Genomic DNA, 16442 nt, shown 5'->3' with positions numbered 1-16442 from the left:
GCCCCCACATTGGGGCCAAGCGATGGTTTGAACGTTGGAGAACGCCCATGGAGAATTTCGTCTTCCACAACCCGGTCAAGGTCATCTTCGGCAAGGGCCAGATCAAGGCGGTGGGGCGCGAGATTCCCAAGGGCAGCCGCGTGTTGTTCGCCTATGGCGGCGGCTCGATCAAGAAGAACGGCGTCCACGCCCAGGTGGTCGAGGCGCTGGCCTCGGCCGGGCTGGAATTCCGCGAATTCGCCGGCATCGAGCCCAATCCCCGTTTCGAGACGCTGATGAAGGCGGTCGAATTGGCGCGGGCGGAAAAGCTGGATTACGTGCTGGCGGTGGGCGGCGGTTCGGTGGTGGACGGCTGCAAGCTGGTGGCGGCGGCCATCGACTTCGCCGGCGACCCCTGGGACATCGTCTGCCGCAAGGCGGCGCCCACCAACGCCATGCCGTTGGGCGTGGTGCTGACCCTGCCCGCGACCGGGTCCGAAATGAATCTGTTCTCGGTCATCAGCCGCGACGAAACCGGCGAGAAGCTGGGCTGGGGCCATCCTTCGGTCATGCCGCGCTTTTCGGTGCTGGACCCGGAAACCACCTATTCCCTGCCGGCCCGTCAGGTGGGCAACGGCGTCGTCGACGCCTTCGTCCACGTGCTTGAACAATACCTGACCTATCCAGCCGAGGCGCCGCTTCAGGACCGGCTGGCGGAATCGGTGCTGTCCACCCTGGTCGAGATCGGCGCCAAGGCCATGGCGACGCCGCCCGATTATCAGGCCCGCGCCAATCTGATGTGGTGCGCCACCATGGCGCTGAACGGCCTGATCGGCCAGGGCGTGCCCCAGGATTGGGCCACCCACATGATCGGCCATGAACTGACCGCGCTGACCGGCATCGACCACGCCCGCACCCTGGCGGCGGTGTGGCCGGGAGTGGTGGCGGTCAAGCGCCCGGAAAAGCGCGCCAAGCTGTTGCAATACGCCGCCCGCGTCTGGGGCCTGAGCGACGGCGACGAGGACGCGCGCATCGACGCGGCGGTGGCCAAGACCCGCGACTTCTTCGAATCGGTCGGTGTGCCGGCCGGATTGGGCGGCTACAACCTGGGCGCCGACATCCCGGAAGCCATCGCCCGCCGCCTGAGCGAGCGCGGCGGCCTGCCGCTGGGCGAACGCGGCGACATCGACGCCGACCAGGTGCGGCGCATCCTGCAAGCGGCATAGGAAAACATGCGGCTTTATCCGCCGGTGATCACCGCCATCGCCGCCGGCGCCATGCTGGCGCTCGACCAGTGGGCGCCCCTGGCGCGGATGGCGCCGCGCAACCCGTGGGGCGCGGTGCCGGCGGCCTTGGGGCTGGGGCTCATGTTCTGGGCGGCGTGGGCGCTATGGCGGCGCGGAACCACCTTGCATCCGCACGAGGCGGCCTCGACCCTTGTCGTTACGGGGCCGTTCCGGTTGAGTCGGAACCCCATCTATCTGGGCTTCGGGCTGATTCTGGGCGGGCTGGCGGTATCCCTGGCGAGTTCGGCGCCGTTCGCGGCGCTGGCGGCATGGGTGTTCGCCATGGGCCAGATGTTCATCCGCCACGAGGAAGCCTCCCTGGCCGAATTGTTCGGTGCCGAGTTCGACACCTATGCCCAAAAGGTGGGCCGGTGGTTCTGAACGCGCAGGTGTGGTAACTACGGCCCATGTCCACCTCCGCTTCCACGACCCTGGTGCTTGGCGGCGCCCGTTCGGGCAAGAGCACCTACGCCGAATCCCTGCTGTCACGGGGAAACGCCCTTTATATCGCCACCGGCCAGGCCTTCGACGACGAGATGGCCGAGCGTATCCGTCTGCACCGCGACCGCCGCGGTCCGCGTTGGGACACCGTCGAGGAACCCCTGGCCCTGCCCGAGGCCCTGGACCGCGTGCTCGACCCGGCCCGCCCGGTGCTGGTCGATTGTCTGACGCTGTGGCTCAGCAACCTGATGCATGCCGGTCGCGACGTTGACGCGGAAACCGCCAGATTGTGCGAGGTTCTGGCCGCCGCCGCCGGCCCGGTGGTGCTGGTGTCCAACGAGGTAGGGCTGGGACTGGTGCCCGAAACCCGCCTGGGCCGCGAGTTCCGCGACCATCAGGGCCGCGTGAACCAGCGTGTCGCCCAAACCTGTCATCGTGTGGTGTTCGTCGCCGCCGGTCTGCCGCTTTTCCTGAAAGGTGCCCCATGATCCGCCCCCTCGCGCGCAAGGTTCCCGCCACCGTCGTCACCGGCTTTCTGGGGGCCGGCAAGACCACCTTGGTCCGTCATCTTCTGGAAAACGCCGGCGGGCGGCGCATCGCGCTGATCGTCAACGAATTCGGCGACGTCGGCGTCGACGGTGATTTGCTGGCGTCGTGCGGCGCCGCCGGCTGCAAGGAAGAGGACATCGTCGAGTTGGCCAACGGCTGCCTGTGCTGCACCGTCGCCGACGAGTTCCTGCCGACCATGCAGGCGTTGCTGGACCGTCCCAACCCGCCCGAGCACATCCTGATCGAGACCTCGGGACTGGCGTTGCCCAAGCCATTGGTCAAGGCCTTTCAGTGGCCGGAAATCCGCTCGCGCGTTACCGTCGACGGCGTCGTCGCGGTGGTCGATTCCTGTGCGGTGGCGGCCGGCCGTTTCGCCGACACCCCCGAGATGATGGCCCAGCCCGAGCACGACAACCCGCTGGAAGAAGTGTTCGAGGACCAGTTGCTGTGCGCCGACATGGTGCTTTTGAACAAGGCCGACCTGTTGGACGCCGCCGAACTGGACCGCGTCCAGGCCGAAGTGGCCGCCGCCCTGCGCCCCGGCGTCAAGGTGGTGCGCACCACCAGGAGCGCAGTGGATTCCATGGTGTTGCTGGGCCTGTCGGCGGCGGCCGAGGACGATCTGGCGACGCGGCCCAGCCACCACGATTCCGAGGAAGGCCACGATCATGACGATTTCGAGAGCTTCGCCGTGACCTTGGGCACCATCGCCGATCCCGAGGCCCTGGCCGAACGGCTGACCGCCGCCATCGCCGCCCACGACATCCTGCGCCTCAAGGGGTTCCTGGCGGTCGAGGGCAAGGCGGCGCGTCAGGTGGTGCAGGCGGTGGGCGCCCGTATCGAGCGCTGGTTCGACCGCCCGTGGAAGAGCGGCGAGGAAAAGCTGAGCCGGCTGGTGGTGATCGGCCAAAAGGGCCTGGACCGTTCCGCTATCGAAGCAATCATCGCGGGCTGAAGATGTGATGACACGGATGGACACGGATAGACACGGACACTGCCGCCGCCATCCGCGTTCATCCGTGTCCATCCGTGTCATTTCCTATTCGGGACGGCCCTAGACATGCACCTTCTCGCCGCCCAGCCCGGCACCATTTCCGACGGCTCCGAAGCCATCGACCTGGGTCAGACGCCCGGCCAGGTGGTGGTGCTGTCGGCCGCCGACACCGAATTGTCGGCGCTGGCCGCCGCCCATGCCCGCGCCGGCGCGCCGTTCGAGCTGCGTCTCGCCAACCTGACCCGGCTGGCCCACCACATGTCGGTGGACCTTTATGTCGAGCAGGTGGTGGCCCATGCCCGGCTGGTGGTGGTGCGGTTGCTGGGCGGACGCTCCTATTGGCCCTATGGCCTGGAACAGATCGCCGCCACCTGCCGCCGGCGCGGCATCTTGTTGGCCTGTCTGCCCGGCGACGACAAACCCGACGCCGAACTGGCCCGCGACGCCACCGTGCCGCCCGAGGCGCAGGACCGGCTGTGGCGCTATCTTCTGTTCGGCGGCCCCGACAACGCCACCCATTTCCTGAATTACGCCGCCGACCTGATCGGCCGGCAAACCGGTTGGCTGGAGCCCCGGCCGCTGCCACCGGCCGGGCTTTATCCCGACACCGGGTGGCAGGACGACTGGGACCCGGCGCGGCCGTCGGCGGTGGTGGTGTTCTATCGTGCCCTGGTGCTGTCGGGCGACACCGCGCCGGTGGACGCGCTGTTGACCGGCCTGCGCGGACAGGGCCTCAACGCCCACGGTCTGTTCGTGCAATCACTGAAGGACGGAGCCAGCGCCGGCATCGTCGAGGACGTTCTGGACCGGATGCGGGTGGACGTGGTGGTCAACGCCACCGGTTTCGCCGTCGCCTCGCCCATCAAGGCCGAGGACACGCCGTTCGGCCCCAGCGATTGTCCGGTTCTTCAGGTGGTGCTGGCCGCCGGCACCGAACAGGCGTGGCGCGACGGAAAAAGCGGCCTGGGGCCGCGTGACATCGCCATGAACGTGGCCTTGCCCGAAGTGGACGGCCGCGTCCTGGCCGGCGCCCTGTCGTTCAAGGCCGCCAGCCGCGACGCCTTCAGCCAATGCGACATCGCCCGCCACGCCCCGGTGGCCGAACGGGTTCGTTACGTCACCGAACTGGCGGCGCGATGGGCCCGCTTGCGGCGCAAGACCCCGGCCGAACGCCGCGTCGCCATGGTGCTGGCCAATTATCCCAACCGCGATGGCCGCCTTGGCAACGGTGTCGGGCTGGACACCCCGGCCGGCACTGTCGAGGTGTTGCGGGCCCTGGCCCTGGCCGGATACGGCGTGCGCGATCTGCCCGCCGACGGCAATTCCCTGGTCCAGGCGCTTCAGGCCGGTCCCACCAACGACTGGCGGGCGCTGGACGGGCGCGAGGTGCGCGAGACCCTGGCGCTTCCCGATTACTTCCTGTTCTTCAACGCCTTGCCGCAAGAGATTCAGGAGGCGGTGCGCCGGCGCTGGGGCGCGCCCGAGGCCGACCCCTTTTTCCGTAAGGGTGAGCTGTCCTGTGGCGAATTCCGCTTGCCGATGATGCGTTTCGGGTCGGTGGCCGTCGGCATCCAGCCGGCGCGCGGCTACAACATCGATCCCGGCACCAGCTACCACGACCCCGATCTGGTGCCGCCGCACAGCTATTTCGCCTTTTACGCCTGGCTGCGCGAACAGTTTCGCGCCGACGCCGTGGTGCACATGGGCAAGCACGGCAATCTGGAATGGCTGCCGGGCAAGTCCTTGGCGCTGTCGGACGCCTGTTACCCCCAGGCGGTGCTGGGGCCGCTGCCCAACCTTTACCCGTTCATCGTCAACGATCCCGGCGAAGGAACGCAGGCGAAACGACGCAGCGCGGCGGTCATCGTCGACCATTTGACGCCGCCCCTGACCCGCGCCGAAAGCTACGGCCCCCTGCGTGAGCTGGAACGGCTGGTGGACGAATATTACGAGGCGGCCGGCGTCGATCCCCGCCGGCTGGCCATCCTGCGCAAGGAAATCCTGTCCACCACCTCGGCCGCCGGGCTGGACCGCGACCTGGGCATCGAACCCACCGACGACACCGACACCGCCTTGTCCAAGCTGGACAACCACCTGTGCGAGCTGAAGGAATTGCAGATTCGCGACGGCCTGCACATTTTCGGCCTGTCGCCCCAGGGCGACCAGCGCACCGACCTGTTGGTGGCCCTGGCCCGCGTGCCGCGCGGATCGGGCGCGGGCGCGGATTCGCTGCTGCGCGCGTTGGCCCGCGACCTGGGACTGGACTTCGACCCGCTGGATTGCGTGCTGGGCGATCCCTGGAACGGCGCACGGCCAAGTGTTCTGAGCGGGGACGATCCGTGGCGCACCATGGGCGACACCGTGGAACGGCTGGAATTGCTGGCCCGCGCCCTGGTGGCGGGACAGCAATGCCCGGCCGAATGGACGCGCACCACGGCGGTCCTGAGCCACATCCGCGACCATCTGGCCCCGGCGGTGGATGAATGCGGTGCGGCCGAGATCGCCGGATTGCTGAAGGGCCTGGACGGCCGTTTCGTGCCGCCGGGGCCATCGGGGGCGCCGACGCGGGGACGGCCCGACGTGCTGCCCACCGGCCGCAACTTCTTTTCCGTCGACACCCGCACGGTGCCGACCCCTGCGGCCTGGAGCCTGGGCTGGAAATCGGCGCAATTGCTGTTGGAACGCCACCTTCAGGACCAGGGCGAGTGGCCGCGCGCGGTGGCGCTGACCGCCTGGGGCACCAGCAACATGCGCACCGGCGGCGACGACATCGCCCAGGGACTGGCGCTGATGGGGGTGCGGCCCACCTGGGACACCGGTTCGCGCCGGGTCACCGGCTTCGAGATCATGCCGGCCGGCATCCTTGACCGGCCACGGGTGGACGTGACCTTGCGCGTTTCCGGTTTTTTCCGCGACGCCTTTCCCGATCTGATCAACCTGTTCGATTCGGCGGTGCGCGCGGTGGCGGCGCTGGACGAAGCCGACGACGTCAACCCGCTAGCCGCCCGCGTGCGCGCCGACAAGGCGCGGCTGGGCGAGGGACGGGCGGCGGCCCGCGTGTTCGGATCGAAACCGGGCGCCTATGGCGCCGGCCTTCAAGCGTTGATCGACGAAAAGGGCTGGACCACCCAAGGCGATTTGGCCGAGGCGTACATCGCCTGGGGCGGCTGGGTCTATGGCGCCGGCGGCGAGGGCGAGGCCGGGCACGAACTGTTCCGCGACCGCCTGGGCCGGGTCGAGGCGGTGGTGCAGAACCAGGACAACCGCGAACACGATCTGCTTGATTCCGACGATTATTACCAGTTCGAAGGCGGAATGACCGCCGCCGTGCGGCTGGTGTCGGGGACCGACCCGGCGGTCTACCACCCCGACCATTCGCGCCCGGAAAGCCCGCGCATCCGCACGCTGGACGAAGAGGTCGCCCGCGTGGTCCGGGCGCGGGCCGCCAATCCCAAATGGATCGAAGGCGTCATGCGCCACGGTTACAAGGGCGCGTTCGAGATGACGGCGACGGTGGACTATCTGTTCGCCTTCGCCGCCACCACCCGCGCGGTCAAGGACCATCATTTCGACATGCTGGCCGAGGCCTATCTGGCCGACGAGGCCGTCCACGCCTTTTTACAGGCCAACAACCCCGCCGCGCTGGCGGAAATGAAGGCGCGTTTCCGCGAGGCCATCGAGCGCGGCCTGTGGAAACCCCGGCGTAATTCGATTTATGACATATTGGATTAACTTGAACGGGGTCGCCGCTCGGGTTACCTAGCCCGGATGTTCCATATTCAGGACCCGATCATGGCGGAAGCGGTGGACCAGGGCGCGGCGGACGAAACGAAGATGACCGCCCGCGCGGTCAAGGTGCATTACGGCGACAAGCTGGCGCTCAAGGGTGTCGACCTCGACATTCCCGCCGGCCAGGTCACCGCGCTGATCGGCCCCTCGGGCTGCGGCAAATCCACTTTCCTGCGCTGCCTGAACCGCATGAACGACACCATCGCCGGCGCGCGGGTCAGCGGCGACATCACCTTGGACGGCGAGGCGGTCTACGGTCCCGCCGGCATCGACCCGGTGCTGTTGCGCATGCGGGTGGGCATCGTCTTCCAAAAACCCAACCCGTTCCCCAAGACCATCTACGAGAACGTCGCCTTCGGCCCGCGCATCCACGCGCTGTTCAAGGACAAGACCCATCTGGACCAGATCGTCGAGACGGCGCTGGAAAAGGCCGGGCTGTGGCACGAGGTCAAGGACCGCCTGCACGAGTTGGGCACCGGCCTGTCGGGCGGCCAGCAACAGCGCCTGTGCATCGCCCGCGCCATCGCCGTCAACCCCGAGGTGATCCTGATGGACGAGCCGTGTTCGGCGCTCGACCCCATCGCCACCGCCAAGGTGGAGGAACTGATGGACGAGCTGCACGAGCGCTACACCCTGGTCATCGTCACCCATTCCATGCAACAGGCGGCGCGCGTGTCGCAACAGACCGCCTTTTTCCATCTGGGCGAGTTGATCGAGATCGGCCCCACCGAACAGATCTTCACCGCCCCCCGCCACCAATTGACCCAAGGCTACATCACTGGCCGTTTCGGTTAAGGAGATTGCGCACATGCCCACCATCGGCGACCAACACATCGTCCGTTCCTTCGACGAGGAACTGAAGCGCCTGCACGACGCGCTGGCCCGTATGGGCGGCCTGACCGAGCAACAGTTGAAGGGCGCCATCGAGGCGCTCGAACATCGCGACAGCGACCTTGCCACCCGCATCATGAACGACGACGTCCGCGTCGATGATTGCGAGAGCTTCGTCAACGAACAGACCGTGCGGCTGTTGGCGTTGCGCGCCCCGGTGGCCGACGATCTGCGCGCGGTGATCGCCACGCTGAAAGCGGCCGGCGACCTGGAACGCATCGCCGACCACGCCGCCAACGCCGCCAAGCGGTCGCTGGTGCTCAACCAGATGCCGCCGGTCGCTCCCATGCGCTCGCTGGTGCGCATGGGCCGGCTGGTCCAGGCGCTGCTGGCCGAGGTGCTGGACGCCTATCTGACCCATGACGCGGAAAAGGCGCTGGCGGTGCGTTCGCGCGACCAGGAGGTGGACGACCTTTATTCCAGCCTGTTCCGTGAGATCCTGACCTACATGATGGAAGACCCGCGCACCATCACCGCCGGCACCCATCTGATGTTCATCGCGAAGAACATCGAACGCATCGGCGACCACGCCACCAACATCGCCGAGATGACTTATTTCCTGGTCACCGGCCGCAAGCTCAACGACCAGCGGCCCAAGCGCGACACCTCGGCCCTGGAAGGCGCCGAGCAGGAATAAGGAAAGGTTCATCCCGGAATCCGGTGAAGAACCAAAAAAACCCTCCCCCGATGGCAGGGGAGCCGTTGAGACTAAGTGTGTTTCGTCATGGCCGGGCTTGACCCGGCCATCCACGGCTACGCCAGCCGCTCGTAGAGATCGTCCCAGTTCGGATTGTCGGCCAGGATCAGCTTGACCTTCCAAGCCCTCGGCCAGTGCTTGAGGTTCTTCTCCCGCTGAATGGCGGTGCGGATGTCCTCGTATCGCTCGGCATAAACCAGCCGCTTCAGCCCATACCGTTTGGTGAAGCCGTCGGCGACGCCCTCCCGGTGCTCCCATGCTCGACGCGCCAAATCGCTGGTCACGCCGACGTACAGCGTGCCATTCGGTCGGTTCGTCATGATGTAGACCCAGCCGCCTTGCATGCTCGCATGATGCGGCCCGCCGTGGGCGTCTGCAACCGGCAGCGTGGATGGCCGGGTCAAGCCCGGCCATGACGGAGAAATTCTTCGGTAAATGAAAAGCCCCGCAACTGGCTCATGGCCTGTTGCGGGGCTGACATCAAACACACCTAGCCCCAACGGCTCTCGGTGGCAGGGGGAGGGTTTTCTCTTGCCCGGAAGGCGGCGAAGATTACTTCTTCGTCTTCTTCTCGGCCTTCTTGATGGCGGCCTCGATGATCTCGGCGGCCTTTTCCGGGCCGCCCCAGCCGATCACCTTGACCCACTTGCCCTCTTCCAGATCCTTGTAATGAGCGAAGAAGTGCTCGATCTGCTGGATCAGGGTAGCGGGCAGGTCCGAATAGGTCTTCACGTCGTCGTAGAACGGGTGCAGCTTGGGATGCGGCACGGCCAGGATCTTCTCGTCGTGACCGGCCTCGTCCTCCATCAGCAACACGCCGATCGGGCGCGACCGCATGACCGATCCCACCGCGACGCCATGCCGGCCGACCACCATCACGTCCACCGGATCGCCGTCATCCGACAAGGTGTGCGGGACGAAGCCGTAATTGGTCGGGTAGTACATGGCGGTGTGCAGGAAGCGGTCGACGAACATGGCGCCCGATTCCTTGTCGATCTCGTACTTCACCGGATCACCCTTGAGCGGGATCTCGATGATCACGTTGATGTCGTTCGGCGGGTTCTTGCCGATGGGGATCTTCTTGATATCCATGGTTCTTATGATCCTTGTTCTTTGGTCAGGACGACCTCGGCATCCACATACTGGAAACCGCGGTCGCGCGCCACTGCGGCGTGGGTGACCTGGCCGCGATGGACGTTGAGGCCCGCGCGCAGGTGCGGGTCCTCGGATACCGCGCCGACCCAGCCCTTGTCGGCCAGGGCCAGCACGAAAGGCAGCGTGGCGTTGTTGAGCGCGAAGGCCGAGGTCCGCGCCACCGCGCCCGGCATGTTGGTCACGCAATAATGAACCACGCCCTCCTCGACATAGGTCGGCTGGGCGTGGGTGGTGGGGCGGGCCGTCTCGATACAGCCGCCTTGGTCGATGGCGACATCGACGACAACCGAGCCGTTGCGCATGCCGGCCACCTGGGAGCGGCTGACCAGACGCGGCGCGGCGGCCCCGGGCACCAGAACCGCGCCGATCAGCAGGTCGGCGTCCAGCACATGCTGCTCCAGCGCGTTCAGATTGGCATAGGCGGTCTGGACCCGGCCGCCGAACATCTCGTCGATCTGGGCCAGGCGCGGCAACGATTTGTCCAGCACCACCACCCGTGCGCCCAGGCCAGCCGCCATGCGCGCCGCGTTGGTGCCGACCACGCCGCCGCCCAGGACCACCACGTTGCCCGGCGCGACGCCCGGCACCCCGCCCAACAGCACGCCGATGCCGCCTTGTTCCTTTTCCAGGCAATGGGCGCCGACCTGGACCGCCATGCGGCCGGCGACCTCGCTCATGGGGGCCAGCAACGGCAAACGGCCGAAGGAATCGGTCACCGTCTCGTAGGCGATGGCGGTGACGCCCGATTCCACCAAGGCCTTGGTCTGGTCGGCGTCGGGAGCAAGATGCAGATAGGTGAACAGCACCTGGCCCTCGCGCAGGCGGGCGATCTCGGCCGGTTGCGGTTCCTTGACCTTGACCACCAGATCGGCGGTGGCGAACACCTCGGCGGCACTGTCCACCACCTGGGCACCGACCGCGCGGTAAGCGGCGTCGGAACAGCCGATGCCGTCGCCGGCCGAACGCTCCACAATCACCTGATGGCCGTGATGCACCAGCTCGCGAACGGAGCCAGGGGTCAACCCGACGCGGTATTCGTGGCTCTTGATTTCCTTGGGAACGCCGATGCGCATGGGCTCACCCATTTTTTGGAATTACAATACCCCAAAAAGGAGCATGCGCAACCTGACGGTATGGTGAAGATCGCGCGGAAACGACGTCTAGATTAAGCCCGCTCCGCGGTCGCTTCCACTGGCATGTTGCGCATCAGCCATACCAGGATGGCCATGCCCGGCAACGCCGTCAGGGTGGTGAAGGCGAAGAACCCCGCCCAGCCCATGCTCTGCACCAGCATGCCGCTGAAACCCGAGAAGAAGTTGGTGCCCACCGCCGCCAGGGCCGACAACAGGGCGTATTGGGTGGCGGAATAATTCAGGCTGCACAGCCGCGACAGATAGGCGACGAACACCGTCGCGGCCATGGAGCCGCTGACGTTCTCGATGGCGATGGTGGCGACCAGGGCAAGACGGTCATGGCCCATGAAGGTCTGCCACACATACATCAGGTTGGACACCGCCTGAAGAACCCCGGTAATGAACAACGCCCGCAACAATCCCAGACGCACCGCCACCACGCCGCCCAGCGCCAGCCCGATCATGGTGGCGCCCAGGCCGAACACCTTGGTGATGCCGGCGATTTCGTCGTTGCTGAAACCCATGGCCTTGTAGAACGGCGTCGCCACCGAGCCGGGAATGGCGTCGCACAGCTTGAACAGCATGATGAAGGCCAGAATGGCGAACAGCGCGCCGCCCTGACGGCGCAGCATGTCGGCGAACGGCGACACCACCGCGTCCTCGATCCACGCCCGCGCGCCGGGCGGGATGGGCGTGCGCTCGCCCAGATGCGGTTCGGGATTGCACAGCGTCGCCACCATGCCGATTCCCACCATGCCGGCCATCACCATGTAGACCTCGGGCCAGGTCAGGAAGTGTTCGGCCAGCCACAGCGCGCCGGCGCCGGCCACCAGCATGGCGATGCGATAGCCGGCCTGGATCATGGTCGCACCCGGCGCCTGTTTGTCGGCAACCAGGATATCGACGCGATAGGCATCGACCACCACGTCCTGGCTGGCGGAACAGAACGCCACCAGCAAAACGCCCAGCCCCATCATCCAGGTATCGTCCGCCGGAACCATCGCCAGGAACACGATCGACGCGGCCAACACGATCTGGAGCAGCAGCATCCAGCCGCGCCGCTGGCCCAGCCGGGCGAAGCCCAAGGGCGGGCTCAGCCGGTCGAGAAACGGCGCCCACAAAAATTTCAGCGAATAGGGCATGCCGGCCCAGGCCAGCATGGTGATGGACGCCAGATCCACATGGGCGTCGGTCAGCCACGCCCCCAGCGTCGAGCCGCTTTTGGTCAGGAGCAGCGGCAACCCGCTGGAAAAGCCGAACAGGAAGATGGACAGGATGCGCCGGTCGCCATAGACCGCCCAGGCGGCGCGCCAACGCCCGCTCATGCCGCACCGTGGCGGGTCGGGACCTGGAACGCGGAACGGGAACGGCGTGGCGACATGGTCGGATGTCCTGACGGAAGGGAACCGGCAGTTTAGCGGAAAAAGGGTTAACGGGCTAAAACTGCTCCAGTTCGGAATCCCAATAAAGGAAATCGCGCCAGGAATGGTGCAGGTAGTTGGGTGGGAAGGCCCGCCCCGCTTCGTGCAGTTCGAAGCTCGACGGCTCGACCGGCCAGCGCAGCAGGCGCATGCCGGCCTGACGCGGCAGCCGGCAACCCTTGACCAGATTGCACGGACCGCAGGCGGCGACCACGTTGGTCCAGTTGGTGCGCCCGCCCATGGCGCGCGGAATGACGTGGTCGAAGGTCAGATCGTGCACCGGCAACGACCGGCCGCAATATTGACAGGCGAAATGGTCGCGCAGGAACACGTTGAAGCGGGTGAAGGCCGGCTTCCGCCCCGCCGGGATATATTCCTTAAGCGAAATGACACTGGGAAGCCGCATCTGCCAGGACGGCGAATGGATCACCCGGTCGTATTCCGAGACAATGTTGACCCGCCCGGCAACCGCTGCCTTGACCGCCTCCTGCCAGGACCACAGGGACAGGGGCAGATAGCTGAGCGGCCGGAAATCGGCGTTCAGAACCAGGGCGGGATAGGCTTCCACGGCGACCGGCACCTCCTCTCGGCGAGGGCTGGCCCAACATACTGTATCCGAGCGGTCAAATCCATACCGCCCCTGTTACGGTTACGGGAAAAGCTGTTCAGCCATCCTCTTCCAGACCGAACACCTGACGCAACACGCCGATGGCCAGGGACAGGCCGGGGCCGTCGATGGAATGGCCCAGTCCCGGCCGGCTTTCCGCCAGCACCGGAATGCCCACCGCCGTCAGGGCCTGTTCGGCCTGGGCCAGGCAGGCCGGGTTGACCACCTCGTCGGCGTCGCCGTGGATCAGCAGCACCCTGGGACGGGACCGCAATTCGGCGGCCAGTGTCTCGGCCGCCACCAGGGCGCCGGAAAAACCCACCACCGCCGCCAGGGGCCGTTCGCGGCGCGGCGCCACCTGCAACGCGGTCATGGTGCCTTGGGAAAAGCCGATCACCGCGCATTCCGCCTCGGTCAGGCCGAAACGGGCCAATTGCTGGTCGAGATAGGCGTCAAGCACCGTGGCGGCCTGTCGCACGCCCTGGGCCAAGGCCGGGCCGGAGCGGTCGGCCAGCGAGAACCATTGCCGGCCGAACGGCGCCATGTCGTAAGGTTCCGGCCCGTCGGGGGACAAAAACGCCGCGTCCGGCAAGGCGGGCGCCAGATAGGGAACCAGTTCGGCCAAGTCGGCGCCGTCGGCGCCGACGCCATGCAACAGCACCACCAGTTGACGGGCGGAGTCCCCCGACAGCGGCAACGCCTCGGGGCCGGAAAGCAGAGCGGTCATGGTAGGTCTCCGGCTGGGGTCGATAGAGTGATTATGGTATGGTAACGGCCATGGACCAACCCCCCTTCGTCACCCGCTTCGCGCCCAGCCCCACCGGGCGGCTGCATCTGGGCCACGCCCATTCCGCCCTGTTCGCCGCCGCCCAGGCGGGAAAGGCGGGGCGTTTCCTGCTGCGGATCGAGGACATCGACTCCGGCCGCTGCCGCGACGAATTCGTCGCCGGCATCGAAGAGGACCTGGGATGGCTGAGGCTGGAGTGGGAACGGCCGGTACGCCGCCAGTCCGAACATTTCGACGATTACCGCGCGGCCCTGGCCCGGCTCGCGGCCCGGAACCTGCTCTATCCCTGTTTCTGCACCCGCAAGGACATCGCCGACGAGGTGGCGCGGTCGGGCCATGCCCCGCACGGACCCGACGGCGTGCTTTATCCCGGCCTGTGCCGCCGCCTGGACCCGGCCGAACGGGCCGACCGCATGGCCGCCGGCGAACCCCACGCCCTCAGGCTCGACATGACCCAGGCCATAAGACAGGCGGGTCCCCTGCGCTGGCTGGACCATGCCGCCGGTCCGCAGGTGGCGGCGCCGGAAATCTTCGGCGACGTGGTGCTGGCCCGCAAGGACACGCCCACCAGCTACCACCTGGCGGTGACGGTGGACGACGCCCTTCAGGATGTGACCCTGGTCACACGGGGCGTGGACCTGTTCGCCGCCAGCCACGTCCATCGGCTGTTGCAGGCGTTGCTGGAACTGCCGACGCCCGACTACCACCATCACCGGCTGTTGACCGACGACAGCGGCAAACGCTTCGCCAAACGCGACCGCAGCCTGACCCTTCAGGCGTTGCGCGAGGCGGGCCACAGCGCCGCCGAGGTGCGCGCCATGGCCGGCTTTTAGACCATCGGACGTCAAACCTGACGCCCGATGGTCCATTTTACATTCAGCCCTCGCCGGGCGCGTGCCTCCGCACGCTTGGCCGCGGCCTCAACGGCCGCAGGTCATGCCGAGCGTCGGATTCAACGCTCGGCACCCTAATACTCGAAACGCACGCCCCACGGCCGGCCGCGCCGTTCGCCCGCCGCCACGGCCCGGCCGTCGGGCAACAGGGCAAGGCCGTTGAGCACGGCCCCCTGGCGGCGCCATTCCCAAACCGTTCCGCCATCGGAACCAAGACGGGTCAGAACGGCGCCCCCCGCCACCTGACCGGCCACCAGGACGCCGCCGTCCTCCAGCGCCGCCACCGCGGTAACCGCCCCGACACCGCCCGGCCAGCGCCGGTCCCAGGCGATGCGGCCATCGGCGCCGATACGCACCAGCCAGGCTTGGCGCTCGGCCATGGGCGCACGCACCCCCTCGGCCACCGCCAGCGACCAGCCGGCCACCACCATGCCGCCATCGGCGAAAGCGGCCAGGGTTTCGGGATGCTCGTCCTCGGCTTCGTCGATCACCAGTTGCGAACGGTCATTGCCGGCGCCGTCGAAGCGCAGCACCCACACCCCCCCCGGCTCCAGCGGCGAAACCGCGCCATAGGCCGCCACCAGAACGTCGCCGTCGGCGGCCACCCCCACGGCACGGGCTTCGAACACGCCATCGGCGGCCACCGGCGGCGCCAGCCGCCGCCATGCCGGATCGCCCGCCGCGTCCAGCCGCAGGATCCATGCGCCCTCGCGGCCGGTGCGGCCGGCCACCACCAGCCCGCCGTCGTCAAGCGCCACCGCCCCCCAGCCGTCGTCAAGCGCGGTGCGGCGAAAGCGGCGCAGCCAATCCTGCATCAGGCGGCCATCGGGTCCCACCTGCCACCGCCACACGGCGATGCCGCGCTCGAACCCCGCCGGCTCGGCCGGACCGGCCACCAGGGCCACCGCGCCGGGCGGCGTCGCCAAGGCCCGCGCCCACGAATCGGAACCGGGCAGGGTGAAGTCGTCCACCGGTCGCAGACGGGAATCGAGCTGCACCAGCCTGGGTCCCTTGGGACCTTTCACCGCCACCGCCACGGCGTCGGCGCCCACATGTCCCACCGCCACCGCCGAGCCGTTTCCCGACAACATCCATTCGGACAGGGCGCGTGGCCCTTGCGCCGAGGCGCCGGTTGCGGCAAGCATCATGAGAGCGGTTATCACCACCGCGAACATACGCATCGTCGAAACCCCTCTTGCACCGGAAGTAGCGTTATGACCGAAGACGCCTTGCAACGCCACAAGGACAAGATGGCCAAGAAAAAGGCCAGCCGCGACAAGCTGATGGCGAAGAAGGTCGGCGAGAAGGGCTTGCTGATCGTCCACACCGGCCCCGGCAAGGGCAAGTCCACCGCCGCCTTCGGCATGGCGCTGCGCTGCGTCGGCCACGGATTCAAGGTCGGCGTGGTCCAGTTCATCAAGGGTGCCTGGGACACCGCCGAGCGCCGGATCCTGGAAAGCCTGCCGGGCGTCACCTTCAAGGCCATGGGCGAGGGCTTCACCTGGGAGACCCAGGACCGCGAGCGCGACATCCTGGCCGCCCAGCGCGCCTGGGAGGCGGCGCGGGCCATGCTGGCCGATGCCGACACCCGCATGGTCATCCTGGACGAGATCAACGTGGCGCTGCGCTACGACTACCTGTCGTGGGACGAGGTGGCGGCGGCGCTGGCCGAACGCCCCGAGGGCCAGCACGTGGTGATGACCGGCCGCAACGCCCTGCCCCAGGTGATCGAGGCCGCCGACCTGGCGACCGAGATGACCATGCTCAAGCATCCCTTCCGCGAAGGCATCAAGGCCCAGCCGGGCGTGGAGTTCTAGCCC

Annotated in this window: 16 protein-coding genes; 9 read left to right on the top strand and 7 right to left on the bottom strand. The window is 67.4% G+C overall.

Annotated features, from left to right (window positions below):
• The first annotated feature begins 47 nt into the window (after positions 1-47).
• The 7 genes from G4223_RS16500 (at position 48) to phoU (ending at position 8566) form a co-directional block, all read left to right on the top strand.
• Positions 48-1205: an iron-containing alcohol dehydrogenase gene (locus G4223_RS16500; protein ID WP_163681992.1), complete on the top strand. Its 1158-nt coding sequence runs from the start codon at positions 48-50 to the stop codon at positions 1203-1205.
• A 6-nt stretch (positions 1206-1211) separates the two neighbouring features.
• The gene (locus G4223_RS16495; RefSeq protein ID WP_163681991.1) at positions 1212-1646 is read left to right on the top strand and encodes a methyltransferase family protein; all 435 of its coding nucleotides are present in this window, start codon (positions 1212-1214) and stop codon (positions 1644-1646) included.
• A gap of 26 nt (positions 1647-1672) precedes the next feature.
• Positions 1673-2194, top strand: coding sequence for a bifunctional adenosylcobinamide kinase/adenosylcobinamide-phosphate guanylyltransferase (gene cobU, locus G4223_RS16490; protein WP_163681989.1), 522 nt, complete (start codon positions 1673-1675; stop codon positions 2192-2194).
• Complete coding sequence (gene cobW / locus G4223_RS16485) at positions 2191-3210, top strand: cobalamin biosynthesis protein CobW (RefSeq protein ID WP_163681987.1); 1020 nt, start codon at positions 2191-2193, stop codon at positions 3208-3210. The genes cobU and cobW overlap by 4 nt, the downstream gene beginning before the upstream one ends.
• Before the next feature lie 105 nt (positions 3211-3315).
• On the top strand, positions 3316-6981 hold the full coding sequence (cobN, locus tag G4223_RS16480) for a cobaltochelatase subunit CobN (protein ID WP_163681986.1): 3666 nt from the start codon (positions 3316-3318) through the stop codon (positions 6979-6981).
• A gap of 60 nt (positions 6982-7041) precedes the next feature.
• On the top strand, positions 7042-7833 hold the full coding sequence (gene pstB, locus G4223_RS16475) for a phosphate ABC transporter ATP-binding protein PstB (RefSeq protein WP_163682058.1): 792 nt from the start codon (positions 7042-7044) through the stop codon (positions 7831-7833).
• Between the two features lie 13 nt (positions 7834-7846).
• A complete protein-coding gene (gene phoU, locus G4223_RS16470) occupies positions 7847-8566 on the top strand; it encodes a phosphate signaling complex protein PhoU (protein ID WP_163681984.1) in 720 nt (239 codons plus the stop codon).
• A 116-nt stretch (positions 8567-8682) separates the two neighbouring features.
• Here the strand turns inward: phoU and G4223_RS16465 are convergent, their stop codons facing one another.
• The 6 genes from G4223_RS16465 to G4223_RS16440 form a co-directional block, all read right to left on the bottom strand.
• On the bottom strand, positions 8683-9030 hold the full coding sequence (locus tag G4223_RS16465; protein ID WP_241004166.1) for a GIY-YIG nuclease family protein: 348 nt from the start codon (positions 9028-9030) through the stop codon (positions 8683-8685).
• A 148-nt stretch (positions 9031-9178) separates the two neighbouring features.
• Entirely contained in the window at positions 9179-9718 is a 540-nt protein-coding gene (gene ppa, locus G4223_RS16460; RefSeq protein ID WP_163681982.1) for an inorganic diphosphatase, read from the bottom strand.
• A 5-nt stretch (positions 9719-9723) separates the two neighbouring features.
• Complete coding sequence (ald, locus tag G4223_RS16455; protein WP_163681979.1) at positions 9724-10854, bottom strand: alanine dehydrogenase; 1131 nt, start codon at positions 10852-10854, stop codon at positions 9724-9726.
• 92 nt (positions 10855-10946) lie between these two features.
• Positions 10947-12239 (bottom strand): AmpG family muropeptide MFS transporter, encoded by a 1293-nt coding sequence (locus G4223_RS16450; RefSeq protein WP_163681977.1) that lies wholly within the window; start codon positions 12237-12239, stop codon positions 10947-10949.
• 112 nt (positions 12240-12351) lie between these two features.
• Positions 12352-12903 (bottom strand): HNH endonuclease, encoded by a 552-nt coding sequence (locus G4223_RS16445; RefSeq protein WP_338086903.1) that lies wholly within the window; start codon positions 12901-12903, stop codon positions 12352-12354.
• Between the two features lie 97 nt (positions 12904-13000).
• The gene (locus G4223_RS16440; RefSeq protein WP_163681975.1) at positions 13001-13669 is read right to left on the bottom strand and encodes an alpha/beta hydrolase; all 669 of its coding nucleotides are present in this window, start codon (positions 13667-13669) and stop codon (positions 13001-13003) included.
• Between the two features lie 50 nt (positions 13670-13719).
• Between G4223_RS16440 and gluQRS the strand changes: the two genes are divergently transcribed.
• Positions 13720-14562 (top strand): tRNA glutamyl-Q(34) synthetase GluQRS, encoded by an 843-nt coding sequence (gene gluQRS, locus G4223_RS16435; RefSeq protein ID WP_163681973.1) that lies wholly within the window; start codon positions 13720-13722, stop codon positions 14560-14562.
• A 134-nt stretch (positions 14563-14696) separates the two neighbouring features.
• Here the strand turns inward: gluQRS and G4223_RS16430 are convergent, their stop codons facing one another.
• Positions 14697-15803: a hypothetical protein gene (locus G4223_RS16430; RefSeq protein WP_163681971.1), complete on the bottom strand. Its 1107-nt coding sequence runs from the start codon at positions 15801-15803 to the stop codon at positions 14697-14699.
• Positions 15804-15836: 33 nt separating this feature from the next.
• Between G4223_RS16430 and cobO the strand changes: the two genes are divergently transcribed.
• Positions 15837-16439 (top strand): cob(I)yrinic acid a,c-diamide adenosyltransferase, encoded by a 603-nt coding sequence (cobO, locus tag G4223_RS16425; RefSeq protein ID WP_163681970.1) that lies wholly within the window; start codon positions 15837-15839, stop codon positions 16437-16439.
• Positions 16440-16442 lie beyond the last annotated feature (3 nt).

This window comes from Magnetospirillum aberrantis SpK (assembly GCF_011022235.1).
In the GTDB taxonomy this organism is placed as follows: Bacteria; Pseudomonadota; Alphaproteobacteria; order Rhodospirillales; family Magnetospirillaceae; genus Magnetospirillum; species Magnetospirillum aberrantis.
The sequence above is the reverse complement of the archived record's forward strand: the minus strand, read 5'-3'. Positions and strand labels throughout refer to the sequence as shown.